This window comes from Planomonospora sp. ID91781 (assembly GCF_015711595.1).
GTDB lineage: Bacteria > Actinomycetota > Actinomycetes > Streptosporangiales > Streptosporangiaceae > Planomonospora > Planomonospora parontospora.
On the sequence record NZ_JABTEY010000001.1, the window covers coordinates 3,424,759 to 3,447,012 of the forward strand.

Genomic DNA, 22,254 nt, shown 5'->3' on the forward strand with positions numbered 1-22,254 from the left:
GCACGGGACAGGCGCCGGGGACGCGTGGGGCGGGCGCCCCGGGCCGGTGAGGTGCGCGGCACGGACCGGTGACGCGGGGCGGTGCGGGACAATGGCCGGATGACCGAGCAGCCGCAGACCGCCGAGGACGACGGCGCCTTCAGGGTGCACCTGGAGGTCTTCGAGGGTCCCTTCGACCTGCTGCTCGGCCTGATCTCCAAACACAAGCTCGACATCACCGAGGTCTCGCTCAGCAAGGTCACCGACGAGTTCATCGCCTACATCCGGGCCAGGGGCCCGGAGTGGGACCTGGACCAGACGAGCCACTTCCTGCTCGTCGCCGCGACGCTGCTCGACCTCAAGGCCGCCCGGCTGCTGCCCTCCGGGGAGGTGGACGACGAGGAGGACCTCGCCCTGCTGGAGGCCCGCGACCTGCTGTTCGCCCGCCTCCTGCAGTACCGCGCCTACAAGGAGGTCGCGAAGGTCCTCTCCGGGCGGATGGCGGAGGAGGCCCTGCGCTTCCCTCGGACCGTGCCGATGGAGGCCCGGTTCGCGGGTCTCCTGCCCGAGCTGGTCCTCGGCATCGGCCCCGACCGCCTCGCCGAGATCGCCCGGCGGGCCTTCGCACCCAAGACCCCGCCGTCGGTCTCGGTGGCCCACATCTACCAACCGCTCGCCAACGTCCGGGAACAGGCGGTTATCCTTGTCGAGCGGTTGCGACGGCTGCGCCGGGCGACCTTCCGGGCGCTCACCTCCGACTGCGCCGGCACCTTCGAGGTCGTCGCACGGTTCCTGGCCGTCCTGGAGCTCTTCCGGGAGGCGGCGGTCTCCTTCGAGCAGGTGGAGCCCCTCGGGGAGCTGTACGTGACCTGGACGGGCAGCGACGAGGGGGACGTCGCCGTGGCCGACGACTACGACGACCGGACGAGGAAAGAGCCCGCAGATGGCTGACGCGCCGCCTGGACCCGGCCTGCGCACCGCGCTGGAGGCGATCCTGCTCGTGGTCGACGAGCCGGTGGCCGAGGTGACGCTCGCGCAGGTGCTGGAGCGCCCCGTCCCCGAGGTCTCCGCCGCGCTCCGCGAGCTGTCGGCGGAATACACGGAGGCGGGCCGGGGTTTCGACCTGAGAGAGGTCGCGGGCGGCTGGCGGTTCTACACGCGGGCCGAGTGCGCCTCCGTGGTGGAGCGGTTCGTCCGCGACGGCCAGCAGACGCGGCTCACCCAGGCCGCGCTGGAGACCCTGGCCGTGGTCGCCTACCGGCAGCCCGTGAGCCGGGCGCGGGTGGCGGCGATCCGGGGCGTCAGCAGCGACGGCGTCATGCGCACCCTGGTGGCCAGGGGGCTGGTCGAGGAGGCCGGCACCGAACCGGAGAGCCAGGCCGTGCTCTACCGGACGACTTCATATTTTCTCGAGCGGATGGGCCTGCGGGATCTCGACGAGCTCCCCGAGCTGGCCCCCTTCCTGCCCGACGACGTGGAAACCCTAGAGGAGCAGAAGCAGTGAACAACAGGCGTGGTACCCCGTCCGGTGAGGGACGCGGTCAGAGCCGTGGCGGCGCCCCGCGCGGCGGCAACCCCCGCGGCGGTTCCCGGAGTGGTTCGTCCTCCGGCGGGTTCCGGGCGGGCCGGGGCGGTTTCCGCTCCGAGGCTCCGCGGCGGGACGACCGGGGCGGGTTCCGTCCGGAGCGGCGTGACGAGCGTGAGGCTCCGCGTCGTGACGACCGGGGCGGGTTCGGCGCCGACCGGGGCGGTTCGCGCAGCCGGTACGGCAGGCCCGCCGAGGGTGAGCGGGGCGGTTTCCGTTCCGAGGCTCCGCGTCGTGACGACCGGCAGGAGTTCGAGTCCCGTGGTGAGCGGGGTGGGTTCCGTTCCGAGGCTCCGCGGCGGGACGACCGGGGCGGGTTCCGTCCGGAGCGGCGTGACGAGCGTGAGGCTCCGCGTCGTGACGACCGGGGCGGGTTCGGCGCGCGGGATGACCGCGGCGGGTTCCGGGCGGACCGGGGCGGCTTCCGCGAGCAGCGCGGCGGCTTCCGTGACGACCGGGGCGGCTCCGGACGCCGTGACGACCGTGAGGGCCCCCGTTCCGGGGCCCCGCGCCGGGACGACCGGGGCGGTTCGCGCGGCGGGTCCGGCAGGCCCGGCCGGCGCGACGAGGTGCAGACGATCGGCGGATCCCGCACCGACCGGTACGGCCAGGGCCGTCCCTCCCAGGGCCGTCCCGCGCAGGGCGGTCGCACCGTCCCCGGCCGGGCCTCCGCTCCGAAGGCCGGGCGCAGGCCCGGCACGATCGAGAACGACAGGTTCAAGACCGCCCGCCAGCCCAAGCGGGACTCGGACTTCTACGACCGCGACTACGTCGACGAGCGTGACACCACCGAGGTCCCGGGCGGCGTCCGGCTGCAGAAGGTGCTCGCCCAGGCCGGGGTGGCCAGCCGTCGCGCCTGCGAGGAGCTGATCGGCGACGGCCGGGTGACGGTCGACGGCCAGGTGGTCCGCCGCTTCGGCGCCCGCGTCGACCCGGCCAAGCAGGTCATCCACGTCGACGGCAAGCGGCTGCCGACCATGCCCGACCTGGTCTACTTCGCGATCAACAAGCCGATCGGCGTCGTCAGCACCATGTCGGACCCCGAGGGGCGGCCGTCGCTCGCCGACTACGTGGCCGACCGCACCGAGCGCCTGTTCCACGTGGGCCGCCTCGACACCGAGACGGAGGGCCTGATCATCCTCACCAACGACGGTGAGCTGGCCAACCGCCTCACCCACCCCAGCTACGGCGTGCAGAAGAAGTACTGGGCGAAGGTCCCCGGCCGGATCAGGCCCGACCTCGCCCGCCGCCTGAAGAAGGGCATCGAACTGGAGGACGGCCTCGCCAAGGCCGACTCCTTCGCCCTGGTCCAGGAGCACGGGCAGCAGGCCCTGGTCGAGATCGTCCTGCACGAGGGGCGCAAGCACATCGTCCGGCGCATGCTGGAGGAGGTCGGGCACCCGGTCATCGACCTGGCCCGCATCGAGTTCGGCCCGGTCAAGCTGGGCCGGCTCAAGCCGGGCACGGTCCGCGCGCTGACCGTCAAGGAGGTCGGCGAACTGTACGCCGCCGTCGGACTGTAACCTTCCTGAATACGCACGTTCGGGACACGCCGGATCGCGACGGGCGATCCGGCGTGAACAGTACGGAGGAACGACGATGGTGCGGGCGATCCGCGGTGCGATCCAGGTCGAGGGCAACGACCGGGACGCCATTCTGTCCGGGGTCACCGAGCTGGTCACCGAGGTGATGGAGCGCAACGCGCTCACCACCGACGACGTGATCAGCGTGATCTTCACGGCGACGCCCGACCTGACCGCGGAGTTCCCCGCCCTCGCGGCGCGCAAGCTCGGCTTCCACGACGTGCCGCTCATCTGCGCCTCCGAGATCGACGTCCCGGGGGCGCTGCCGCACGTCGTGCGGCTGATGGCGCACGTGGAGACCGACAGGCCCCGCCAGGAGATCCAGCACGTCTACCTGCGTGGCGCGGTGGCGCTGCGGGTGGACATCGCCCAATGATTCCCTCATGCGGCACCACGTCCAGGGAGGGAACATGAGCGGTCCGGAGTCCGTCCTCGTCGTCGGCACGGGCCTGGTCGGCACCTCGGTCGCCCTGGCCCTGCGGGAGCACGGCGTGACCGTCTACCTGACCGACCGGGACCCGGCGGCCCTGCGGCTGGCCCGGGAGCTCGGCGCGGGCGTCGAGTGGAGCCCCGGGCGGCCCGCGGACCTGGACCCGGGCGTCGAGTGGCATCCGGGGCGGCCGGTGGACCTGGCGGTCATCGCGGTCCCGCCGCACCTGGTCGCCGGGCAGCTGGCGGAGCTCCAGCGGGCCGGGGCCGCGCGGTTCTACACCGACGTGGCCAGCGTCAAGGCCCTGCCGATCCGCGGGGCCCGGGAGCTCGGCTGCGACCTGTCCTCCTACGCCGCCGGGCACCCCCTGGCCGGCCGGGAGCGCTCCGGGCCCGCCGCGGCCCGCGCCGACCTGTTCCTCGGCCGCCCCTGGGCGCTGTGCCCGGTGGAGGAGACCTCGCCCGACGCGCTGGAGATGCTGCGCGGGCTGATCAAGCTCTGCGGCGGCGAGGCCGTCGAGGTGGACGCCGTCCAGCACGACAGGGCCGTGGCGCTCGTCTCGCACGCGCCGCACGTGGCCTCCGCCGCGGTGGCCGCGCGGCTCGCCGACGCCCCCGCCACCGCGCTCGGCCTGGCCGGGCAGGGGGTCCGGGACGTCACGCGCATCGCGGCGAGCGATCCGGGCCTGTGGACCGGGATCCTGTCGGGCAACGCGCTCCCGGTGGCGGACGTCCTGGAGGCGGTGGCGGCCGACCTGGCCGCCGCGGCCGCCTCCCTGCGGGCCTGCGCCGCGCGGGAGGGTGCGGACGAGGCGGCGGCGGAGGCGATGGGCGCGGTCACCGACCTGCTCCACCGCGGCGTCGCCGGCACCGGCCGGATCCCCGGCAAGCACGGCGGCCCCGCGCGCACCTACGCGACCGTCCAGGTCATCATCGGCGACCGCCCGGGTGAGCTGGCCCGGCTGTTCCAGGTGGCGGAGGCGTCCGGGGTCAACATCGAGGACGTCCGCCTGGAGCACGCTCCCGGTCTGCCGCTGGGCGCCGCCGACCTGTTCGTGCAGCCCGAGGCGGCGGCCGCGCTCTCGGAGGCGCTGCGGGCCCACGGCTGGCACCTGCCCTGACCCTGCGGGCCCGCGGCCGCTGCCCTGACCTCGTGGGCCGCCGTCCGCCGGGCGGGCCCGTAGGGCGCGGCCGGCGCCCGCCCTGATCCGCCCCGCCCCGCCGGTGCCGGTCCGGCGCCCGCCCTGATCCGCCCCGCCGGTGCCGGTCCGGCGCCCGCCCCGATCCGTCCGGCGCCCGCCCGCGCCCGGTACGGCCGCCGCCGTCGATGCGTGGTTCCCTCCCCGCTCCCGGTAACCTCGTACGGACAACTCAAGCGGGCGGCAAACCGCCCCGTCGGCGCCGGGGGCCAAGGCCGGGCGCGCGGGGCGTCCACGAGCGGAGCGAGCCACAGATGAACACGGTGACCGGGCTGGTCGTCGCCATGGACGGGCCTTCGGGATCGGGCAAGTCGAGCGCGTCGCGCGGGGTCGCGCGGGCACTGGGTCTGCGCTATCTCGACACCGGGGCGATGTACCGGGCGATCACCTGGTGGATGCTCCGGCAGGAGGTCGACCTGGCCGACCCGGCGGCGATCGCGGCCAGGGCGCTGGATCCGGTCCTGGTGATGGGGACCGACCCCGACGCGCCGGCGGTGGCCGTGGACGGCGCCGACGCCGCCGCGCCCATCCGCACGGCCGAGGTCACCGCCGCCGTCTCCGCGGTCAGCGCCGTGCCCGAGGTGCGGCGCAGGCTCGTCGCCGAGCAGCGGGAGATCATCGGCGCGGGCGGCATCGTGGTCGAGGGCCGCGACATCGGCACCGTGGTGGCGCCGGAGGCCCCGGTCAAGATCTACCTGACCGCGAGCGCGGACGCCCGGGCGGCCCGCCGTACGGCCGAGCTGGCGGGCACCACGGTGGAGGCGCAGAAGGCCGCGATGGCCAGGCGCGACACCCTGGACTCGACGCGGAAGACCGACCCGCTGGCGATGGCGTCCGACGCCGTCGAACTCGACACCACGGCGCTGAACCTCGAAGAGGTCATCGCCGAGGTACTGCGTTTGATCAAGGAAAAAGTGTGACGGAACACGAAGAAGACCGCGGCTGGATCGACGCCGAGCTCGCCGATCTGGGTACCGACGACAGCTCGCGGGAAGAGGCGCCGGACTCCGGCCCGCTCCCGGTGGTGGCCGTGGTGGGCCGCCCCAACGTGGGCAAGTCCACGCTGGTCAACAGGATCATCGGCCGCCGCGAGGCGGTCGTGGAGGACGTGCCCGGGGTGACCCGCGACCGGGTGACGTACGAGGCCACCTGGCGCGGGCGCCGGTTCACGGTGGTCGACACCGGCGGGTGGGACCCGGACGCGACCGGCATGGCCCTGCGGATCGCCGAGCAGGCGCAGATCGCGGCCGAGCTGGCCGACGTCATCCTGTTCGTGGTGGACGCCACGGTGGGGGTGACCGACTCCGACGAGATCGTCGGCCACGTGCTGCGCGGCTCCGGCAAGCCGGTCATCCTGGCCGCGAACAAGGTCGACAACCAGCAGATGGAGCTGGAGGCCGCCGCGCTGTGGTCGCTGGGCCTGGGCGAGCCCCAGCCGGTCTCCGCCCTGCACGGCCGCTCCAGCGGCGACCTGCTCGACGTGGTGCTCGACAAGCTGCCCGAGACGCCCCCGCAGCGCTTCGGCGCCGAGCGGGGTCCGCGCAGGGTCGCGCTGCTGGGCAAGCCCAACGTGGGCAAGTCCTCGCTGCTGAACCAGCTCGCGGGGGAGGAGCGCGTGCTCGTCGACCCGATGGCCGGCACCACGCGCGACCCGGTCGACGAGCTGATCCAGCTGGGCGGGAGGACCTGGCGCTTCGTGGACACCGCCGGCATCCGCCGCCGCGACCGCGAGCTCAAGGGCGCCGACTTCTACGCCAGCATGCGCACCAGGAGCGCCCTGGAGCGCTCGGAGATCGCGATCGTGCTCATCGACGCGAGCGAGGTGCTGACCGAGCAGGACCTGCGGATCATCTCGCTGGTGATCGAGTCCGGCCGGGCCATGGTCGTGGCTTTCAACAAGTGGGACCTGCTCGACGAGGACCGCCGCTACTACCTGGAGAAGGAGATCGACCGGCAGCTCGTCCGGGTGCCGTGGGCGCTGCGGGTGAACATCTCCGCCAAGACCGGCTGGCACGTCGACCGGCTGGTCCCGGCCATCGAGAAGGCGCTGGACTCCTGGTCCACCCGCGTCCCGACGGCCCGGCTCAACGCCTTCCTGACCGACCTGGTGGCGGCCACCCCGCCGCCGGTGCGCGGCGGCAAGCAGCCCAAGATCCTCTTCGCCACGCAGGCGGCGACCGAACCGCCGAAGTTCGTGCTGTTCACCTCGGGCTTCCTGGAGGAGACCTACCGGCGCTTCATCGAGCGCCGGATCCGGGAGGAGTTCGGGTTCGCCGGTTCCCCCCTCGACGTCACGATGCGGATCCGCGAGAAGAAGCAGGCGCAGAAGAAGAAGTAGCGGCGTCCCACGGGACACCTGCCACCGTACGGCCCGGCCTCCCGCCGGGCCGTACGGCTTTTCCGGGCGTGTCCGCGTCCCGGGGCGCAGGGCGGCCGTGAGCGGGCCGTGCACACGGGACATCCTCGGCGGCCGCCCGTCAGGGGGCGGCCGCGGGCCGGCGCGGCAGGAACAGCGCGGCCACCACGCCCAGGGCGCACAGGGCCGCGGTGAGCAGGAAGATCTCGCTGTACTCGGTGTGCAGGGCGGCCTTCACCGCCGCCTCGTACGCGGCGAGCCGCTCGGCGTAGACGTCGGCCTCCACCCCGAAGGGGAGCGGCGTGTCCAGGTCGGCGGTGAGCGACTGGAACCGGTGGAAGCCCCAGGCGGACAGGCCCGCCACGCCCAGCAGCATGCCCATCATCCGGGCCACGACCACCGCCGCCGACGCCACACCGTGCCGGTCGGACGGTACGGCGCGCAGCACCGCCGAGGAGATCGGGGCGATCACCACGCCGAGCCCCAGGCCGGCCGTGACCAGGTCGGCGTCCATCCGGTACCCGGCGGCGGCCAGGTCGAGCGGCCACTGGCCGATCCGGACGTAGCCGACCGCGGCGACCGCCAGCCCGAGCGCCGCGACCGGGCGCTCGCCGTACCGGCGGGCCATGACCCCGCCCAGCAGGGCGGCCACGGAGAGCGCGACGAGGAAGCGGGAGAGCACCAGCGCGCCGTCCAGGGTCCCCAGGCCGAGGAGTGTCTGCGCCGACAACTGCACGTCCACGAGGGTGACCAGCAGCGCGGCGCCGGCCAGGAAGCTGACCGCGAGGGTGGCGAAGAACGGGCCGCGCGCCACCCCGGCCAGGTCGATCACCCGCGTGCGGGCGCGCACCTCCCACACCGCGAACGCGGCGCCCGCCGCGACCCCGGCGGCGATCGCCGGTGGCCCCCAGGGAGGGAGCACGGACGTGCTCGGGTCGGGGTTGTAGAGCCCGGCGACGAGCAGGCCGAGGGAGAGGGCGAGCAGCAGGCCGCCGATCAGGTCGACGCGTGCCGGCGGCGGCTCCGCCCGGTTCTCCGACCGGTTCTCCGCCGGGGGCTGCGCGGAGGCGGTGACCGGGGTCTCCGCCGGGTCCGCCCGCCGGGGCGGCGGCACCGAGCGCTGCACGGCGACCGCTGCGACGGCGACCAGGGGGAGGTTCAGCCAGAAGATCGAGCGCCAGCCGCCGAGCGGGACGGCGCCGAGGTGCAGGGAGGCCGGTACCAGGGCGGCCAGGCCCGCGCCGTACAGGGGTCCGAGGACGCTGCCGAGCTCCTGGGCGGCGCCGACCGCGCCGAGCGCCGGCGGGCGCCCCCGCTCGTCCCACAGGTCGCCGACCAGCGCCATGGTGATGGGCAGCAGTGCGCCGCCCGCGACGCCCTGGAGCGTACGCCCGGCGACCAGCCAGGGCACGGTGTCACCGAGCGCGGTGACGACCGAGCCGATCGCGAAGCCCGCCAGGCACAGCTGGATCAGCGGACGCCTGCCGTACCGGTCGGAGAGCTGTCCGAGGAGCGGCATGGCCGCGACGTAGCCGAGCAGGAAGCCGGTGACGATCGGGGTGGCCCGCTCCAGGTGGTTGAGGGGGACGCCGACGTCCTCGGCGATGTCGACGAGGACGGTGACCACGACGTAGGCGTCCAGGGCGGCGAGCAGCACCGCGGTGCCGCCGACGCCGAGGGCGACGCGCCGCCGGGCAGCCCGGCCGCCGCGGGGGACACCCCCGCCGGGGGCGCCGTCGGAAGCACTGCCCGGGACGCCGCCGGGAGCACTGCCGGGGGCGTCACGGCCGGGGGCGTCACGGCCGGGGGCGTCACGGCCGGGATCGGGGAGGGACGGGGAGGGCATGCCGTCACCCCGCCGGAGCGGTCACCTGGACCGGCACGTCGTAGTCGTCGAAGGTGACGGTGACCTTGCCCTCGGCCATCGGCAGGTCGGCCTTGAGGAGGCGGCTGCTGGCCTTGTCGATCCAGAGGGTGCCCTCCACGCTCTGCGCGATCCCCGGCACCAGCGCGGCGAGGATCTGCTGGGAGAGCGTGGCCGAGAGCCGGTAGGCGTCGGCGCCGTCGAGCTTCTCCTCCGCCTGGGTCTTCGGGTCCAGCGCGTTGCCCAGGAGCCGGACGACCCCCCGCTCGGGGTCGAGGATGGCGGACGGGTCGTAGACGGCGGCCAGCTCGCTGCGCGACATCTTCTGGAAGCCGCCGGTGACGCCCTTGAAGTGCACGGTCTCCCCGGCCAGCACGAAGCTGATCTCCTGGAGGCTGCCGGCGAAGTCGAGCTGGATCGTGCCGTCGGCGTCCCCGTTGGCGCTGAGGCGGCCGGAGGCCTTCTTGACCTGGAGCCTCGGCGTGTTCTCGGCCTCCATCGTGAAGGAGGCCGAGGTGACGGTCCGCATCGCCTCCGCGGACCGCTTGACCAGGTCGGGGCCGCTGGGCAGGGCGCTCCCGGGGTCGGAACCGCCGGTGCAGGCGGTGATCAGGGAGAGCGCGGCGGCCAGCGCGGCGACGAAGATCCGGCGAGCAGACATGGCCGGATCGTAGCGACCGCCCGGTCGCGGGTGGGGGCCCGGCCGGTATCGGTTTCGCTTCACCGGCGCCCGTGATGTCGCCCGGGCCCGTGGTGTCAGAGGCGTCCGTGGTGTCAGAGGCGTCCGTGGTGTCAGAGGCGTCCGTGGTGTCAGAGGCGTCCGTGGTGTCAGAGGCGTCCGAGGCGTCCGTGGCGCTCCCGGCGGGACCGCCCGGGTTTCACGGCCGCCGGTTCACCGCAGATTCTTGAGGTGGTCCACCACGGGGTCGTAGGCGGCGGCCAGCTCGCGGAGCTGGTCGTCGGTGAGCAGGTCGATGAAGTGCCGCCGCACGCCTGCCACGTGCTCCGGCGCCACCTTCTGGATGGTGGCCCAGCCGTGCCCGGTCAGCACGGCGAAGGTGCCGCGCCGGTCGTCGGGGCAGGTCTCCCGGGCGACCAGGTCGGCGGCCTCCATCCGGGAGATCTGGTGGGACAGCCGGCTGCGGGACTGGATGGTGGCGTCGGCCAGGTCGCTCATACGCATGCGGTGGCCGGGACTCTCCGAGAGGTTGACCAGGATCTCGTAGTCGTTCAGGGAGAGGCCGAAGGCCTGCAGCTCCCGGTCGAGCCGGTGCTCCAGGAGCTTGTGGGCGGCCAGATGGGTGCGCCAGGCCCGCTGCTCGATCGAGGTGAGCCAGCGAGGCGCCTCGCCGTTCACCGGTCGTTCACCGCTCTGCCCGCGCACCGCTCTCCTCGCCGCAGCTCCTCCGCCATGCCGGGGACGCCCGTCCTACCGGGTCCCGTCCCCGGTGCATGAACAGAACCTACCTCAGGCGGCGGGGGAGGCCCGGCACGGGTGAGGCGGACGGTCCCGCGGGGCGGAGGCCGGGGCTCAGGGGTCCCGGCGCTCAGCCGAGCGTGGCGGGGTGGTCGGAGACGACGCAGACCGCGATCTCCCGGCCGTCCTCGCCGGCCCGCCACTCGAGCAGGTGCCGGCCCTGCCAGCGCAGGGCGTGCCGGCCGCCCGGCGGGAGGTCCAGGGGGAGGGTGGACAGGTCGGCGGTGCGCAGGCCGTCCAGGGTCAGCTCGCCGCGCTTGACGAGCGCCTCCTTGCGCGTCCAGAGCCGGATCAGCTCCTCGTTGCCCCGGACCAGTTCCCGCTCCGCGGGGGCGAGCACCTGCCCGGCCAGGGACTCGTCCAGGGGGCCCGGCGGGACCTGCTCGGCGTCCACGCCGACCAGGCCGGGACCCGCCGCGGCGCACACGTACCCGCGGGTGTGGCTGAGGCTGACGCCCAGCCGGGGGATCTCCGCGATGTACGGCCTGCCGTGCCCCGGCCCGTGGTGCTCGCAGACCTGGAGCAGGGTCAGCCGGTCCTCCGGCACCCCGGCCACCTTGGCCGCGCACCGCCGTACGAGCACGTGGGCCGCGACGAAGTCGCGCCGGTCGGACTCCCGGACGAACGCCGCCGCGCGCCCGCGTTCCACCTCGGTGAGCAGGTCCATCGCGGCCGGGGAGCAGATCTCGTCGGTGGGGCCGGCCAGCACCAGACAATCGCGCATTCGCCCAGATTAGGGCTTTCGGGAGGAATGATGGGTTATATCGCCCGAGTCACTCGTTCTTCCCGGTCGGGCTCGGGGCGGGGCCGGGCTCGACGGCCTTGCCGTCGGGGTCGGTCACGAGCTCGTCGGCGGCGCCCATCACGGTGGCGTCGTTCACCCTCCACTGGCCGCCGACCTTGACCAGGCCCAGCTCCATGTGGGCACCGAGCATGCGCCGGGTGCCCGCGGTGCTCTTCACCTGGGAGTCCACGACCGTGATGGCCCTGGCCCTGCCGTCGGCGACCTCGGAGACGTAGACGTCGCGGACCGAGGCGGTGGAGGACGCCTTCATCGCGCTGATCACGCTCTCCAGCGGGCTGAACGCCTCGTCGTAGGTCTTCTCGAAGTCCTCGCCCGACAGGCCGAAGACCCGGTCGCGGTAGGCCTGCAGATCGGTGTGGTCGTAGGTCTGCAGTGCCACGGCGAACTCCCCGGCCCTGGCGGAGACCGCGAGCCGTTCGCTCCGCTCGGCCGCGAGCCGGTCGGCCAGTCGCTCGGCGGAGACCCACTGCACCGCGCCGAAGGCCGCCGCCCCCGTGAGGAGCGCTCCCGCGACCGCCCAGACCAGCCTCCTGCGCCACGCCGCGGCGGGCGTCCCGGAATTCCCGGGCTCTCCGGGCTCTCCGGGCTTCTCGGGCTCTCCGGACTCTTCGGCGGGGGTGTCGGCGGCGGTGCTGTCGATGGCGGGGGCCTCTTCGGCGGGATCCGCTGACTTCTGGGAGGTGGGACTCATCAGTGCTCCTGTTCACGGCGGCGGGCCGCCCGGCCGACGGCGATCCAGCCGAGCACGCCGCCGGAGACGGCGACGGCGGCGAGGACCGCGACGATGAGGGGGGTGAGGTCCTGCGGCGCGGGACCGGCGGCGTCCCGCGCCTCCCCGGCCCCGGCCGGGCCGCCGGGTTCGCCGGGGCCGGTGGGAGCGCCGCCCCCGGACGCCGCCCCGCCGTCCGGGGCCCCGGTGCTCGCTGCGGTCCCGTCCGCCGGACCGGCGGCTCCGTCCGGGTGGGGACCGGTGTCCGGGTCGTCGTCGCTGCGCCCGGTGCTCTCGGGTACGGCCCGCTCCGGGCAGGAACCGGCCTGCGGCACCGACGGGCCCGCCAGCGGGCTGCGGTACTCCTCGGCCGCCTCGGGGCCGCCCGGGACGCTGAAGACGAACGTGACCCTGCCGTACAGCCCTCCGGAGTGCTTCTCGGTCACGTCGGCCAGCAGGACCTGGGCGGTCGGGACCGTCCGCAGCAGGTTCGTGACGTGCGCCCGCGCCCGCGGGGTGAACACCACGCCCGGGTTCCGGCCCGCGGCGGTCAGCACGCAGGACAGGCCGGGACGGGCGGTGCCGAGCAGGTGGTCGACCTGCCGGAAGAAGGAGGGGCCGTGTTCGAGGGCGGTGTACAGCTCCTTGCGGGACTCGCGGAGCGACCGGGTCACGGCCGCCAGGTCGGTCACGCCCTCCGCCAGCTCCTCCCGCCGGCCGGCGAGCGTGCCGGTCAGCCGGGTCAGGTTCACCGAGAGCTCGTCCAGCAGTTCGGCGTTCCCGGCGAGCGTGGCGGTGACGTCGTGCGCGTTGTCCACGAGCTCGCGGATCGACGCGGTACGGCCGTCCAGCCCGGCGGCCAGCTCGCCCACGATGGTCCGCGCGTCCTCGGGGGGCACCGCGTCCAGCAGCCTGCCGACCCCGTCGAACAGCTCCCGGTAGTCCAGCGGGACCGACGTGGCGGCCAGCGGGATGGTGGCGCCGGGTGCCAGGACGCCGTCCGGGGCCCCGGCCTCCGGTGGGGAGATCTCCACGTACGGCTCGCCGATCGCGGACTTGCGGCGCACCTCGGCTCCGGCCCCGCGGGGGATCCGCACGCCGCGGTCGATGTCCAGCGCCACCGTGATCCTGCCGGGGGCGAGCGCCACGCCGTCGATCCGGCCGATCCGCACGCCGAGGTAGGCCACGTCGAAACCGGGCACCAGGCCGGGGGAGGAGGCGAACTCCGCGTTGATCCGGTACGGCCGCTCGATGACGTCCAGCCTGATGACGCTGGTGAACGCCCAGACGGTCATCACGACGCCGAGCACCGCGAAGAAGCCGAGGTTGACCAGGACGCGGTTCCTCATCGCGGCGGCTCCAGCAGCAGCCGGAGGTCACCGGCCGGGTCGGGCCGCCGGGGCCGGTCGCCGTCTCCCGGCTCCGGCAGCAGCAGGCCCTTCATCCAGACGTAGGCCAGCAGCTGGCCGTTCACCACGATGGGCGGCTGGTCGACGAAGTACTGCACCCGGTCGAGGAGGAGCTTCAGGTCCTCCTTGCCGCGCACGGTCGCCGCGGAGACGGCGTCGAGCCGCCGCAGCAGGGTGCGCAGCCGGGCCGCGTGCCGGGGGTAGACGGTGGTGTTGACCTCGCGGGCCAGCGCCGTCAGTTCCTTCAGGGTCTTCTTGACGTGCTTGCGGCCGTGGTTCAGCCGGGCGGCGGCGGCCTGGAGGCTGCCGGGCAGCCGGTCCAGCTCGCCGGAGCCCGCGGCCAGGTCGTCGCCCAGCTCCGCCAGGCCGTCGATCGTGCGGGCCAGTTCCGCGCGGGACCCGGCGTAGGCGGCGGCGACGTCGGCGGTCTGCCGCAGCAGGCGGTTGAGGTCCCGGCCCTTCCCGCCGATCCCGGTCGCCGCCGCGTCCAGGATCGCGTTCACGTCCTGCGCGCCGAGCGCGTCGATCAGCGGCCCGGCCCGCTCGGTGACCTGCTCGATGTCCGGTTCCACCGACGTCTCGGCGATCTCCGCGCCGTCGGCGAGGAAGGGGCCGGTGGACATGTCCGCGGCCCCCTCGCCCTCGGGCAGCCTCAGCTCTACGTAGTTCTCGCCCAGGATGGAGGTCTTGGCGACGACCGCGGAGGTGCCCTCGGGCACCCGGTGGCCGTCCTCGACGGACATGGTGACCCTGGCGCGGTAGCCCTCCAGCCGGATGCCGGTCACGCTCCCGATCCGCACGTCGGCGATCTGCACGCTGTGCCCGGCCACCAGGCTCTGCACGTCGTCGAAGACCGCGGTGAGGGTCAGCTCGCCGGACGGCGCCCCCAGGGTCTGCAGCGAGCAGGCCGCGCTGGTGGCGAGGACCAGGGTGAGAGCCAGTGCGCGGGCCGGAGCGCGGAGGAGAGTCAGTGCGCGGGCCGGAGCGCGGAGGAGGGTCAGTGCGGGGACCAGGCCGCGGGCCGGGGCGCAGGCGCGGGCCGGAGGGAGGACCGGGGCTCTCCCGGCCGGTCGGGCGGCCGTCCGGCTCCACCGGGTCATCGGTTCCTCCTCCGCTCCCACGGGCAGTTGCTCAGCTCCCCGGGCAGGCACGGCACCTCGCCCAGCTCCAGGGCGTCGAAGAGCGGCGCCAGCCAGGCCCGGGTCAGCGCGTTGAGCACCAGGCGGAACGTGAGCACGTGGCGCTTGCGGTCCCAGGCCATCACCACGCCGTCGACGAAGCCGCGTGCCCCGGCGATGGCCCGGGCCGCGGACTCGCTGTTCGCCTTCAGGGTGAGCACCACCTCGGCGAGGTTCGCCACGCCCCGGGGCAGCCGCTCCTGGTAGGCCTCCAGCAGCACGTCGCCGCGCCGTACCAGCCCGGCCAGGCCGGTGATGAAGCGGCGGGTGCGCCGCCGCTCGTCGGCCAGCGCGGCACTGGCCTCGGCGAAGGCGTCGATTGTGGTCTCGACCTGCTTCTCGCGCCGGTTGAGGCTGCCCGCGAGCCGGTTCAGGCCGTCGGCCAGCTCGATCAGCTTCTCGTCCTGCCCGGCGAGGGTGCGGCTCAGCGAGGCCGCGTCGGCCAGCGCTCGGTTGATCTGCTCGCCGCGGCCCCGGACGGTGTCGGCCAGGTTTCCGGCCACGTCGCCCATCCGATCGGTGTCGAGGGCGTCGGTGAGCCTGGTGAACGCCGCCAGCGCGTCGTCGATCTCCACGGGCAGGTCGGTGCGCTCCAGGGGGATCACCGCCCCCGGGGCGAGCCGCGGCCGGCCCGGCTTCCAGGGCGGGTGCAGCACCACGCTCCGCTCACCCAGTGTGTTCTGCGGGGCCACCACCGCCCGTACGTCGGCCGGGAGCGGCACGTTCCCGTCGACGAGCAGGTCGGCGCGGACCCGCTCGCCCTCGATGGTCAGCCTCTCCACCGTGCCCGCGTCCAGGCCCAGCACCTTCACCTTGGCCTGCTCGTACAGGGAGGGCGCGGCGCCGAAGTAGGCGGTCAGCCGGTACGGCGCCGCCCCGCCGGGCAGCAGCGAGCAGCCTCCCGCCGAGGCCGCCAGCGCCAGGACCAGCAGTGCCGCGACCAACCGGCGGGCTCCGGAGCCCGCCGCGGCCGGGCCCGGCCGCCGGGCACCCGGCCCGCGGCCCGCCACCCGAGGGCCGGGGCGGGGCACGAGGCCGGGGCGCGTCATCGGTTCGGGGCGGGTCACCTGTCCCTCCTGTCCTTGCGGATGGCGCCGAGCACCTCGGGGTTGATCGGGCCGAGCCCGGTGGCGATGACGTCGATCCACGGGCCCTGCCCGCCGGTGGCGGCCAGCCCGGAGAAGGTGGGCCCGGCCCAGGCGAGGACCGAGTCGAGGCCGCGGGCTGAGTCGAGGCGGCCCGCGATCGCGGACGCGTCGTCCACCACCGCGACCAGGTTCCTCTCGTGCTCGGCGATCAGGGTGCCGATGGCGTTCACCAGGTCGCTGCCGTCGCCGAGCAGGGTCTTCAGCTCGGCCCGGCGGCGGCGCAGCTCGTCGAGCATCACCTCGACGGAGTCGACGAGGCGGCCGAGCTGGGCGTCCTTGGCGTCCAGCAGCTTCATGACCCGGTCGCCGGCGTCGAGCAGCCGCTGCAGTTCGGGCTCGCTCTCACCGATGACCTCCGACAGCTCGCCGATGTCGTCCAGCAGCCGGCTCACCCGGCCCCGGGGCGCGGGTTCCAGCTCGGAGAGCTCCCGCAGGAGCCTGTCGACCGCGTCGGTGTCGAGCCGCTGCACCAGCCGGGTCGCGTCCTTGAGCGCGTCGGGGATCAGCGTCGGGGTGCCGGTCCGCTCCATCGGGATGAGCCGCTCCGACTCGGGCAGCTCGTCCATGTAGGGCCGGGTGACCGGCCCGGTGAGCCTGATGTAGCGTCCGCCCAGCAGGTTGGAGAGGGTGACCTCGGCGCGGGTCCGCGGGCCGAGCCTGACCCCGTCGTCGACCTTCCAGGTCACCACCACGTGGCCCCGGCCGTAGTCGGCGCGGACCTCGGTGACCTCGCCGACGGGCACGCCCGCCACCCGCACGTCGTTGCCCGCGCGCAGGCCGGCGGCGTCCGGCAGGATCGCCGACATCGTGTAGCCGCCCTCCAGCAGGCCGAGGTTGCCGACCAGGAAGGTCGCGACCAGCACGGCGGTGAGCGCCGCCGCCGAGACCGCGCCGACGACCCTGCGGTCGCGGTCGCGGAAGGACTTGAGCGCCATCATCACGGCCCCACCAGGACGCGCCGCAGATCGCCCGTGGACGTGAGCCTGAGGCCGCCGCGCAACGGCGGCGGGTTCCGCATGGGGTAGGGGCAGGGCAGCGGGCCGAGCGCGACGCAGGGCACCGCCGTGGTCACGAAGTGGCCCCGGCCGGTCACCTGGAACGAGCGCTGCAGCGGCGGGGTGAGCGTGCCCAGCAGCTTCTCCACGCCGTCGAGGTTGCGGCGCACCCCGCCGGTGAGGCGGGCCATGCGGTCCACCACCCGGCCGAACTCCCGGGCGTTGTCACCGAGCACCCGGTCGGTGACCCGGGCGGTGGCCGACAGCTCCACCAGTGCCTCGTCGACCAGCCTGCGGTTGCGGGCGAACGCGCCGGTCAGCTCGACCAGGTCGTCCACCAGCCGGGCGATCTGCTCGTCCCGGCGGGCGATCACCTCGGTCACCGTGGCGTAGTCCTCCAGCAGCCCCTTGACGACCTCCTTGCGCCCGGCCACGGTGGCGGTCAGCTCGCCGAGGTCGTCCACCAGGCGCGGGATGTCCTCCTGGTTGCCGTCCAGCGCCTCGCCCGCCGCGGTGAGCAGCCGGTTGATCTGCTCGGGGTCGAGGCTGCGGGTGAGCGGGCCGAGGTCGGCGACCAGGTCGCCGATGTCCACCACCGAGCTGGTCCGCTCCACCCGCGCGCCGTCGGCCAGCATGTCCTTCGCGGTCCCCGGCTCCAGGTACACCACCCGCTGGCCGACCGCGTCGCGCCAGCGGACCGCCGCGGAGCTGTCGGAGGGCACCCGCACCGAGGTGCGCACGCCCAGCACCACCTCGGCCCTGCCGCCGACCACCTCGATCGACTCGACCCGGCCGACCGGAGCTCCCGCGATCTTCACCTGGTCGCCCGTGCGGAGCCCGGAGACGTCGTCGAAGACGCCGGTCAGGCGGTAGGTGTCACCGGTCCCCACCCGGGCGATCTGCGCCCCGATCGCGACGATCAGCGTGACCGTGACGAGCAGGAACAGCGCGAACTTGACCAGCGTGCGGCGCCGCCGGACGCGGTCTCCCGATCGGGCCACGGCTCACCTGCCGTCCGCGGCGCGGCAGGCGCCGGCGAAGAGCACGCAGGGGTCGGTGTGCACGTAGGCGGCCATCTTCAACTGGTTCGCGCGGCCCGGCCCCTTGCCGCCGATCAGGTCGTTCAACCCGGCGAGCAGGCCGTTGAGCCCCCGGACGCCGTCGCCGGCGACGCCGAGCTGCGCGGCGAGCAGGGCCGCGGCGCGCTCGCCCGCGTTCCCCGCCGCCTTGAGGTCCCGGCGGTGGGCGCGCAGGCCGTGGGCGGTCAGCGCGGACAGCTCGTCGAACTCCCGCAGCAGCGCCCGCACCTTGCTGGCCCGCTCCACCAGGCCGGGGGCGAGCGCGTTGACGTCGGCGGCGATGCCCGTCAGCTCGTCGCCCCGGTCGGCCAGGGCGCCGCTCAGCGCCGCGGCGTCGCCGATGAAGCGGGTGAACTCCGCGCGCCGCCGGTGCGCGACGCCGACGACCGTCCGCGCCCCGTCGACGATCCCGCGCAGCTGCGGGCCCTTGCCGTCCAGGCCGCGGCCCAGGGTGTGCACGATGGCCGTGACGTCGGCCGGGTCCACCGCGCCGAGCCCGTCGTAGGCGTCGGCCAGGGAGTCCGACAGGTCCACCGGGTCCTCGGTCCTGGTGATCACCGCGCCGTCGCCGAGGTAGGGGCCGCGCGCCTCCCCGCCGCCGGGGACCAGGTCGACGAACTTGGGGCCGAAGATGGAGCTCGGCTCGATCACGGCGGTGACGGTCTCGGGCACCTTCACGCCGGGTTCGACGTACATGGACACCACGGCCCGGCCCGTGCCGTCCAGCGTCACCGCGCTGACCCCGCCCACCGTGACCCCCCGGATCTTGACGGGGGAGTTGGGGTCGAGCCCCTGCCCGGCCCGGCCGAAGGCCGCCGACAGGCGCGTGCCGTTCACGCTCGCCGCACCCCGTACGGCGAGCACCAGGGCCGCGGTGACGGCCGCGACCAGGACCAGCGAGATCGCCAGCCGGACCGGCAGGGGGAGGACGCCGCGGGCCACGGCCGCTCACCCCGTCAGCGGCGTGCTGCTGCCGCCGCCCCAGAACAGGTAGGAGAGCAGGAGGTTGAGCAGGACGACCGTGACGATCGACTGGCGGATCGCCCGCCCGGCCGCGGTGCCCACGCCGACGGGGCCGCCGGTGGCGTTGAACCCGTAGTGGCAGTGGATGCTGATCACGGCGAAGGCGAAGACCAGCACCTTGATCACGCTGTAGAGGATGTCGACCGCCGGCAGGCCGAGGTAGAAGTAGTGGTCGTACACGCCCGGCGCCATGCCGAACAGGACCGTGCACATCAGCCGGGTGGCGAAGAAGCTGGCGAACAGCGCGATCAGGTAGACGGGGATCAGCGCGGCCATCGCGGCCACCACCCGGGTGCAGATCAGGTAGGTGAAGGCGTTGATGCCCATCACCTCCAGCGCGTCGATCTCCTCGGAGATGCGCATCGCGCCGAGCTCCGCGGTGAACGACGAGCCGACCTGGGCTGCCAGCGCGACCGCCGCGATGATCGGCGTGATCTCCCGGACGTTGGCGAAGCTGCCCACCAGGCCGATGAACGACTCGGCGCCGATCGCCTGCAGGCCCTGGTAGCCCTGGAGCCCGACGGTGGCGCCCACCGCGAAGGCCATGGTGAAGGCCACGAAGACCATGCCGCCGCCGATGACGGTCGCACCCACGCCCACCACGACGTCGCTGATCTGGCGGAGCACGACCTTGGCGAACCTGGCCCGCAGGACGATGTCCCGGACCGAGTAGAAGACGACCTTCGCCAGGAAGACCGGCCAGTCGGAGAGCGAGGCCAGCCGTTCCGCCCCGTCGAGGAGCACGTCGTAGGCGCGCCTGCCGGCGGTGCGCGCCCCCGGGACCGCCGTCACGGCGTCCTCGGCGGGTAGGCGAGGAAGTAGATCATCGTGATCACGTAGTTGACGGCGAAGACCAGCATGAAGGTCACGACCGTGGACCGGTTCACCGCGCGGCCCACGCCGACCGGGCTGGTCTGGCAGGTCATGCCGTGGTAGCAGGACATGATGGCCGCGATGAAGCCGAAGATCCACGCCTTCAGCAGGGTGACCAGCAGGTCGCTGGTGACCAGCAGGGAGGTCGCGCCGTCGAAGTAGGCGCCGGAGGTGACGCCCTGCACGACGACGTTGAAGAAGTAGCCGCCCGCCGCCCCGGCCACGATGACCAGCGGGACCAGCAGCACCGCCACGGTGCTGGCCGCCCACAGGCGGGGGGTGACCAGGCGGTGGATCGGGTTGACCGCCATGACCTCCATGGCGGCCAGCTCGTCGCGGATGTTGCGGGCGCCGATGTCGGAGGTCATCGCCGACCCGCCCGCCCCGGCGATGAGCAGCGCCGAGGCCATCGGGGCGACCTCGCGGACCAGTCCGACCACGACCGCGCCGCCGGTGGCGGAGGAGGCGCCCAGCTGCCAGGCCAGGTCGCCCACCTGCAGGGCGACGGTGGCCCCGAGGGGGAGCGAGACGAGGAGCACCGGCAGGCTGGTGACGCGGGCCAGGAACCAGCACTGCTGGACGAACTCCCAGAACCAGGTCCGCACGTCCCAGCTGCGCCGGAAGCCCTCCAGGGCGATCACCGACATGTCGCCGACCCGGTCGAGCGCGCCGGAGGCGGTGCGCACGAGGAGGCCGGCGACCCTGCTCCCGGCGCTCCCGGCGCTCCCGGCGGTCCGGCCGCCCGCGGCGCCTCCGGGGGTTCCGGCGGTCCGGACGGTCCCGGTGCCCCCGCCGTCCCCGGCGCTGCTCGGCATGGCGTCCGCCATCGGTCACCTCGGATTCCGCGGCTACGACCTTGGAGCAGTCACGCTAATGACGGTCCGTCCGGTAAGTCGATGCCTGCCGGGGAATTTGCGCGAAAGGGATGAGGCCCCGAGCGCGACTTGTCAGGGCCTCACACTTTCCCGCCGGTCCGGCCGGACCGGCGGTCCCTCCGGGTCAGCCCGCCAGGCCGGCCATCCAGCTCTCGACCTCGTCGGGGTGGCGCGGCAGCCCGGCCGACATGAGGCGGGCGCCGTCGGCGGTGACGACGAGGTCGTCCTCGATGCGCACGCCGATGCCGCGCAACTCCGGCGGGAGGGTCAGGTCGTCCGGCTGCAGGTACAGGCCGGGCTCGACGGTGAGCACCTGGCCCTCCTCCAGCACGCCGTCCAGGTAGACCTCCGCGCGGGCCCGGGCGCAGTCGTGCACGTCCATGCCGAGCATGTGGCCGCTGCTGCACAGGGTGTAGCGGCGGTACAGGCCGCTGCCGGGCTCCATCGCCTCGTCGGGGCTGATCTTCAGCACGCCCCAGTCGTGCAGCCCCTCGGCGATGACCCGCATGGCGGCCTGGTGGAAGTCGCGGAAGCGCGCGCCCGGCCGCAGCGTGGCGATGGCCGCGTTCTGCGCCTCGTAGACCAGCTCGTAGACCTGGCGCTGGACGGGGCTGAAGCGGCCCGACAGCGGCAGGGTCCGGGTGATGTCGGCGGTGTAGAGGTTGTCGGTCTCCACGCCGGCGTCCAGCAGCAGCAGGTCGCCGGAGTCCAGGCGGCCGTCGTTGCGGATCCAGTGCAGCACGCACGCGTGGGCGCCGGAGGCCACGATGCTGTCGTAGCCGCCTCCGTTGCCCTCCAGGCGGGCGCGCAGGCCGAAGACGCCCTCCAGGTAGCGCTCGCCGCGCGGGTGGGGCAGGGCGGCGGGCAGCGCCCGTACCACGTCCTCGAACCCGCGGACGGTGGCGTCCACCGAGAACTGCAGCTCGGCGACCTCCCAGTCGTCCTTGATCAGCCGCATCTCCGACAGGAACGCCTCCAGCTCGGCGTCGCCGTCGTGCGGCGCGACCCGGGCGTCGACGGAGGCGTCCACCCCGCGCAGCACCCGGGCGGGCCCGCCCAGCGCCTCGTCGAGCCGGTCGATCGGCGCGCAGCCGACCTGGTAGAGCGCCTCGGCCTCGGCCAGGTCGAGGCGGCGGCCCACCCAGAACTCGCCGTAGCGGCGGTCCCGGTAGAACTCCTGCCCGGCCGCCCCCGGCGCCGAGCGCGGCGAGCGCGGGCGCAGGAAGAGCCGCGCCTCCCCGGACGGCTCGACGACCAGGACGTCGTCGGGTTCCTGGTCGCCGGTCAGGTAGGTGAACGCGCTGTGCGACCGGAAGCGGTAGTCGCTGTCGTTGCTGCGGACCTTCAGGGTTCCCGAGGGGATGACGAGCCGCTCGCCGGGGAAGCGGGCGGCGAGCGCCGCGCGCCGCTTGGCCGTGTAGGCCGCGAGCGGCAGCGGGGCCAGGTCGCCGCGGCGGGTGTCGGCCCACCCGGTCTCCATGAAGGCCGCCAGGGCGTCGGAGACCGGCAGGTCGTGGCTGCCGGTGTTCAACTTGTCGGTCATTTCCGAAGGATACGGCCCGCGCCGCCCCGGGGAGGGCGGCGCGGGCCGTACGGCGGCCGGTCCGCGAGCAGGTGACCGGGCCGGGAGCCAGGAGGGGGTGGCCGTCCCGGAAACCGGCCGGGCCGTACGGCGGCCGGGGCGGAGA

The 22,254-nt window shown here is 74.3% G+C and carries 21 protein-coding genes; 7 read left to right on the top strand and 14 right to left on the bottom strand.

The window, feature by feature from the left end; all coding sequences use genetic code 11:
• Nucleotides 1–99 precede the first annotated feature (99 nt).
• The 7 genes from HS048_RS15545 to der all read left to right on the top strand — a co-directional run bounded on the left by HS048_RS15545 (nt 100) and on the right by der (nt 7,113).
• Nucleotides 100–930 (top strand): ScpA family protein, encoded by an 831-nt coding sequence (locus HS048_RS15545; protein ID WP_068894080.1) that lies wholly within the window; start codon nt 100–102, stop codon nt 928–930.
• Nucleotides 923–1,483 (top strand): SMC-Scp complex subunit ScpB, encoded by a 561-nt coding sequence (gene scpB / locus HS048_RS15550; RefSeq protein ID WP_196467297.1) that lies wholly within the window; start codon nt 923–925, stop codon nt 1,481–1,483. The genes HS048_RS15545 and scpB overlap by 8 nt, the downstream gene beginning before the upstream one ends.
• Nucleotides 1,480–3,087 carry a pseudouridine synthase gene (locus HS048_RS38860; RefSeq protein WP_196467298.1) on the top strand — a complete coding sequence of 536 codons (1,608 nt, stop codon included), beginning with the start codon at nt 1,480–1,482 and terminating at the stop codon, nt 3,085–3,087. The genes scpB and HS048_RS38860 overlap by 4 nt, the downstream gene beginning before the upstream one ends.
• Nucleotides 3,088–3,163: 76 nt before the next feature.
• A complete protein-coding gene (aroH, locus tag HS048_RS15560) occupies nt 3,164–3,523 on the top strand; it encodes a chorismate mutase (RefSeq protein ID WP_068894078.1) in 360 nt (119 codons plus the stop codon).
• Nucleotides 3,524–3,557: 34 nt separating this feature from the next.
• Entirely contained in the window at nt 3,558–4,697 is a 1,140-nt protein-coding gene (locus HS048_RS15565; protein ID WP_196467299.1) for a prephenate dehydrogenase, read from the top strand.
• 332 nt (nt 4,698–5,029) lie between these two features.
• Nucleotides 5,030–5,695 (top strand): (d)CMP kinase, encoded by a 666-nt coding sequence (gene cmk, locus HS048_RS15570; RefSeq protein WP_068894076.1) that lies wholly within the window; start codon nt 5,030–5,032, stop codon nt 5,693–5,695.
• Complete coding sequence (gene der, locus HS048_RS15575) at nt 5,692–7,113, top strand: ribosome biogenesis GTPase Der (protein ID WP_196467300.1); 1,422 nt, start codon at nt 5,692–5,694, stop codon at nt 7,111–7,113. Before cmk ends, der begins: the two co-directional genes overlap by 4 nt.
• Before the next feature lie 139 nt (nt 7,114–7,252).
• Here the strand turns inward: der and HS048_RS15580 are convergent, their stop codons facing one another.
• The 14 genes from HS048_RS15580 to HS048_RS15650 form a co-directional block, all read right to left on the bottom strand.
• Entirely contained in the window at nt 7,253–8,977 is a 1,725-nt protein-coding gene (locus HS048_RS15580) for an MFS transporter (protein WP_196467301.1), read from the bottom strand.
• 4 nt (nt 8,978–8,981) lie between these two features.
• Nucleotides 8,982–9,656, bottom strand: a complete 675-nt coding sequence (locus HS048_RS15585; protein ID WP_068894075.1) for an LppX_LprAFG lipoprotein — start codon at nt 9,654–9,656, stop codon at nt 8,982–8,984.
• 231 nt (nt 9,657–9,887) lie between these two features.
• Entirely contained in the window at nt 9,888–10,379 is a 492-nt protein-coding gene (locus tag HS048_RS15595) for a MarR family transcriptional regulator (RefSeq protein ID WP_307832487.1), read from the bottom strand.
• A gap of 163 nt (nt 10,380–10,542) precedes the next feature.
• Complete coding sequence (locus HS048_RS15600) at nt 10,543–11,196, bottom strand: 4'-phosphopantetheinyl transferase superfamily protein (protein WP_196467302.1); 654 nt, start codon at nt 11,194–11,196, stop codon at nt 10,543–10,545.
• Between the two features lie 49 nt (nt 11,197–11,245).
• The gene (locus tag HS048_RS15605) at nt 11,246–11,968 is read right to left on the bottom strand and encodes a hypothetical protein (RefSeq protein WP_196467303.1); all 723 of its coding nucleotides are present in this window, start codon (nt 11,966–11,968) and stop codon (nt 11,246–11,248) included.
• Nucleotides 11,968–13,335: an MCE family protein gene (locus HS048_RS15610; RefSeq protein ID WP_196467304.1), complete on the bottom strand. Its 1,368-nt coding sequence runs from the start codon at nt 13,333–13,335 to the stop codon at nt 11,968–11,970. Before HS048_RS15610 ends, HS048_RS15605 begins: the two co-directional genes overlap by 1 nt.
• Nucleotides 13,332–14,495: an MlaD family protein gene (locus HS048_RS15615; RefSeq protein WP_196467305.1), complete on the bottom strand. Its 1,164-nt coding sequence runs from the start codon at nt 14,493–14,495 to the stop codon at nt 13,332–13,334. The genes HS048_RS15610 and HS048_RS15615 overlap by 4 nt, the downstream gene beginning before the upstream one ends.
• Nucleotides 14,492–15,640: an MCE family protein gene (locus HS048_RS15620; RefSeq protein ID WP_307832488.1), complete on the bottom strand. Its 1,149-nt coding sequence runs from the start codon at nt 15,638–15,640 to the stop codon at nt 14,492–14,494. Before HS048_RS15620 ends, HS048_RS15615 begins: the two co-directional genes overlap by 4 nt.
• Entirely contained in the window at nt 15,637–16,659 is a 1,023-nt protein-coding gene (locus tag HS048_RS15625) for an MlaD family protein (RefSeq protein WP_230881626.1), read from the bottom strand. Before HS048_RS15625 ends, HS048_RS15620 begins: the two co-directional genes overlap by 4 nt.
• Entirely contained in the window at nt 16,659–17,717 is a 1,059-nt protein-coding gene (locus HS048_RS15630; protein WP_068894070.1) for an MCE family protein, read from the bottom strand. Before HS048_RS15630 ends, HS048_RS15625 begins: the two co-directional genes overlap by 1 nt.
• 3 nt (nt 17,718–17,720) lie before the next feature.
• The gene (locus tag HS048_RS15635; RefSeq protein ID WP_196467306.1) at nt 17,721–18,737 is read right to left on the bottom strand and encodes an MCE family protein; all 1,017 of its coding nucleotides are present in this window, start codon (nt 18,735–18,737) and stop codon (nt 17,721–17,723) included.
• A gap of 6 nt (nt 18,738–18,743) precedes the next feature.
• Entirely contained in the window at nt 18,744–19,610 is an 867-nt protein-coding gene (locus tag HS048_RS15640) for an ABC transporter permease (protein ID WP_084007914.1), read from the bottom strand.
• Entirely contained in the window at nt 19,607–20,338 is a 732-nt protein-coding gene (locus HS048_RS15645) for an ABC transporter permease (protein ID WP_068894425.1), read from the bottom strand. The genes HS048_RS15640 and HS048_RS15645 overlap by 4 nt, the downstream gene beginning before the upstream one ends.
• Nucleotides 20,339–20,690: 352 nt before the next feature.
• A complete protein-coding gene (locus HS048_RS15650; protein WP_196467307.1) occupies nt 20,691–22,109 on the bottom strand; it encodes an aminopeptidase P family protein in 1,419 nt (472 codons plus the stop codon).
• Nucleotides 22,110–22,254: the final 145 nt, after the last annotated feature.

Coding starts and splice junctions, on each gene's coding strand:
- HS048_RS15545 (WP_068894080.1), top strand. CDS start 100: ATGACCGAGCAGCCGCAGACCGCCGAGGACGACGGCGCCTTCAGGGTG.
- scpB (WP_196467297.1), top strand. CDS start 923: ATGGCTGACGCGCCGCCTGGACCCGGCCTGCGCACCGCGCTGGAGGCG.
- aroH (WP_068894078.1), top strand. CDS start 3,164: ATGGTGCGGGCGATCCGCGGTGCGATCCAGGTCGAGGGCAACGACCGG.
- HS048_RS15565 (WP_196467299.1), top strand. CDS start 3,558: ATGAGCGGTCCGGAGTCCGTCCTCGTCGTCGGCACGGGCCTGGTCGGC.
- cmk (WP_068894076.1), top strand. CDS start 5,030: ATGAACACGGTGACCGGGCTGGTCGTCGCCATGGACGGGCCTTCGGGA.
- HS048_RS15580 (WP_196467301.1), bottom strand. CDS start 8,977: ATGCCCTCCCCGTCCCTCCCCGATCCCGGCCGTGACGCCCCCGGCCGT.
- HS048_RS15585 (WP_068894075.1), bottom strand. CDS start 9,656: ATGTCTGCTCGCCGGATCTTCGTCGCCGCGCTGGCCGCCGCGCTCTCC.
- HS048_RS15600 (WP_196467302.1), bottom strand. CDS start 11,196: ATGCGCGATTGTCTGGTGCTGGCCGGCCCCACCGACGAGATCTGCTCC.
- HS048_RS15605 (WP_196467303.1), bottom strand. CDS start 11,968: ATGAGTCCCACCTCCCAGAAGTCAGCGGATCCCGCCGAAGAGGCCCCC.
- HS048_RS15610 (WP_196467304.1), bottom strand. CDS start 13,335: ATGAGGAACCGCGTCCTGGTCAACCTCGGCTTCTTCGCGGTGCTCGGC.
- HS048_RS15615 (WP_196467305.1), bottom strand. CDS start 14,495: ATGACCCGGTGGAGCCGGACGGCCGCCCGACCGGCCGGGAGAGCCCCG.
- HS048_RS15625 (WP_230881626.1), bottom strand. CDS start 16,659: ATGATGGCGCTCAAGTCCTTCCGCGACCGCGACCGCAGGGTCGTCGGC.
- HS048_RS15645 (WP_068894425.1), bottom strand. CDS start 20,338: ATGTCGGTGATCGCCCTGGAGGGCTTCCGGCGCAGCTGGGACGTGCGG.
- HS048_RS15650 (WP_196467307.1), bottom strand. CDS start 22,109: ATGACCGACAAGTTGAACACCGGCAGCCACGACCTGCCGGTCTCCGAC.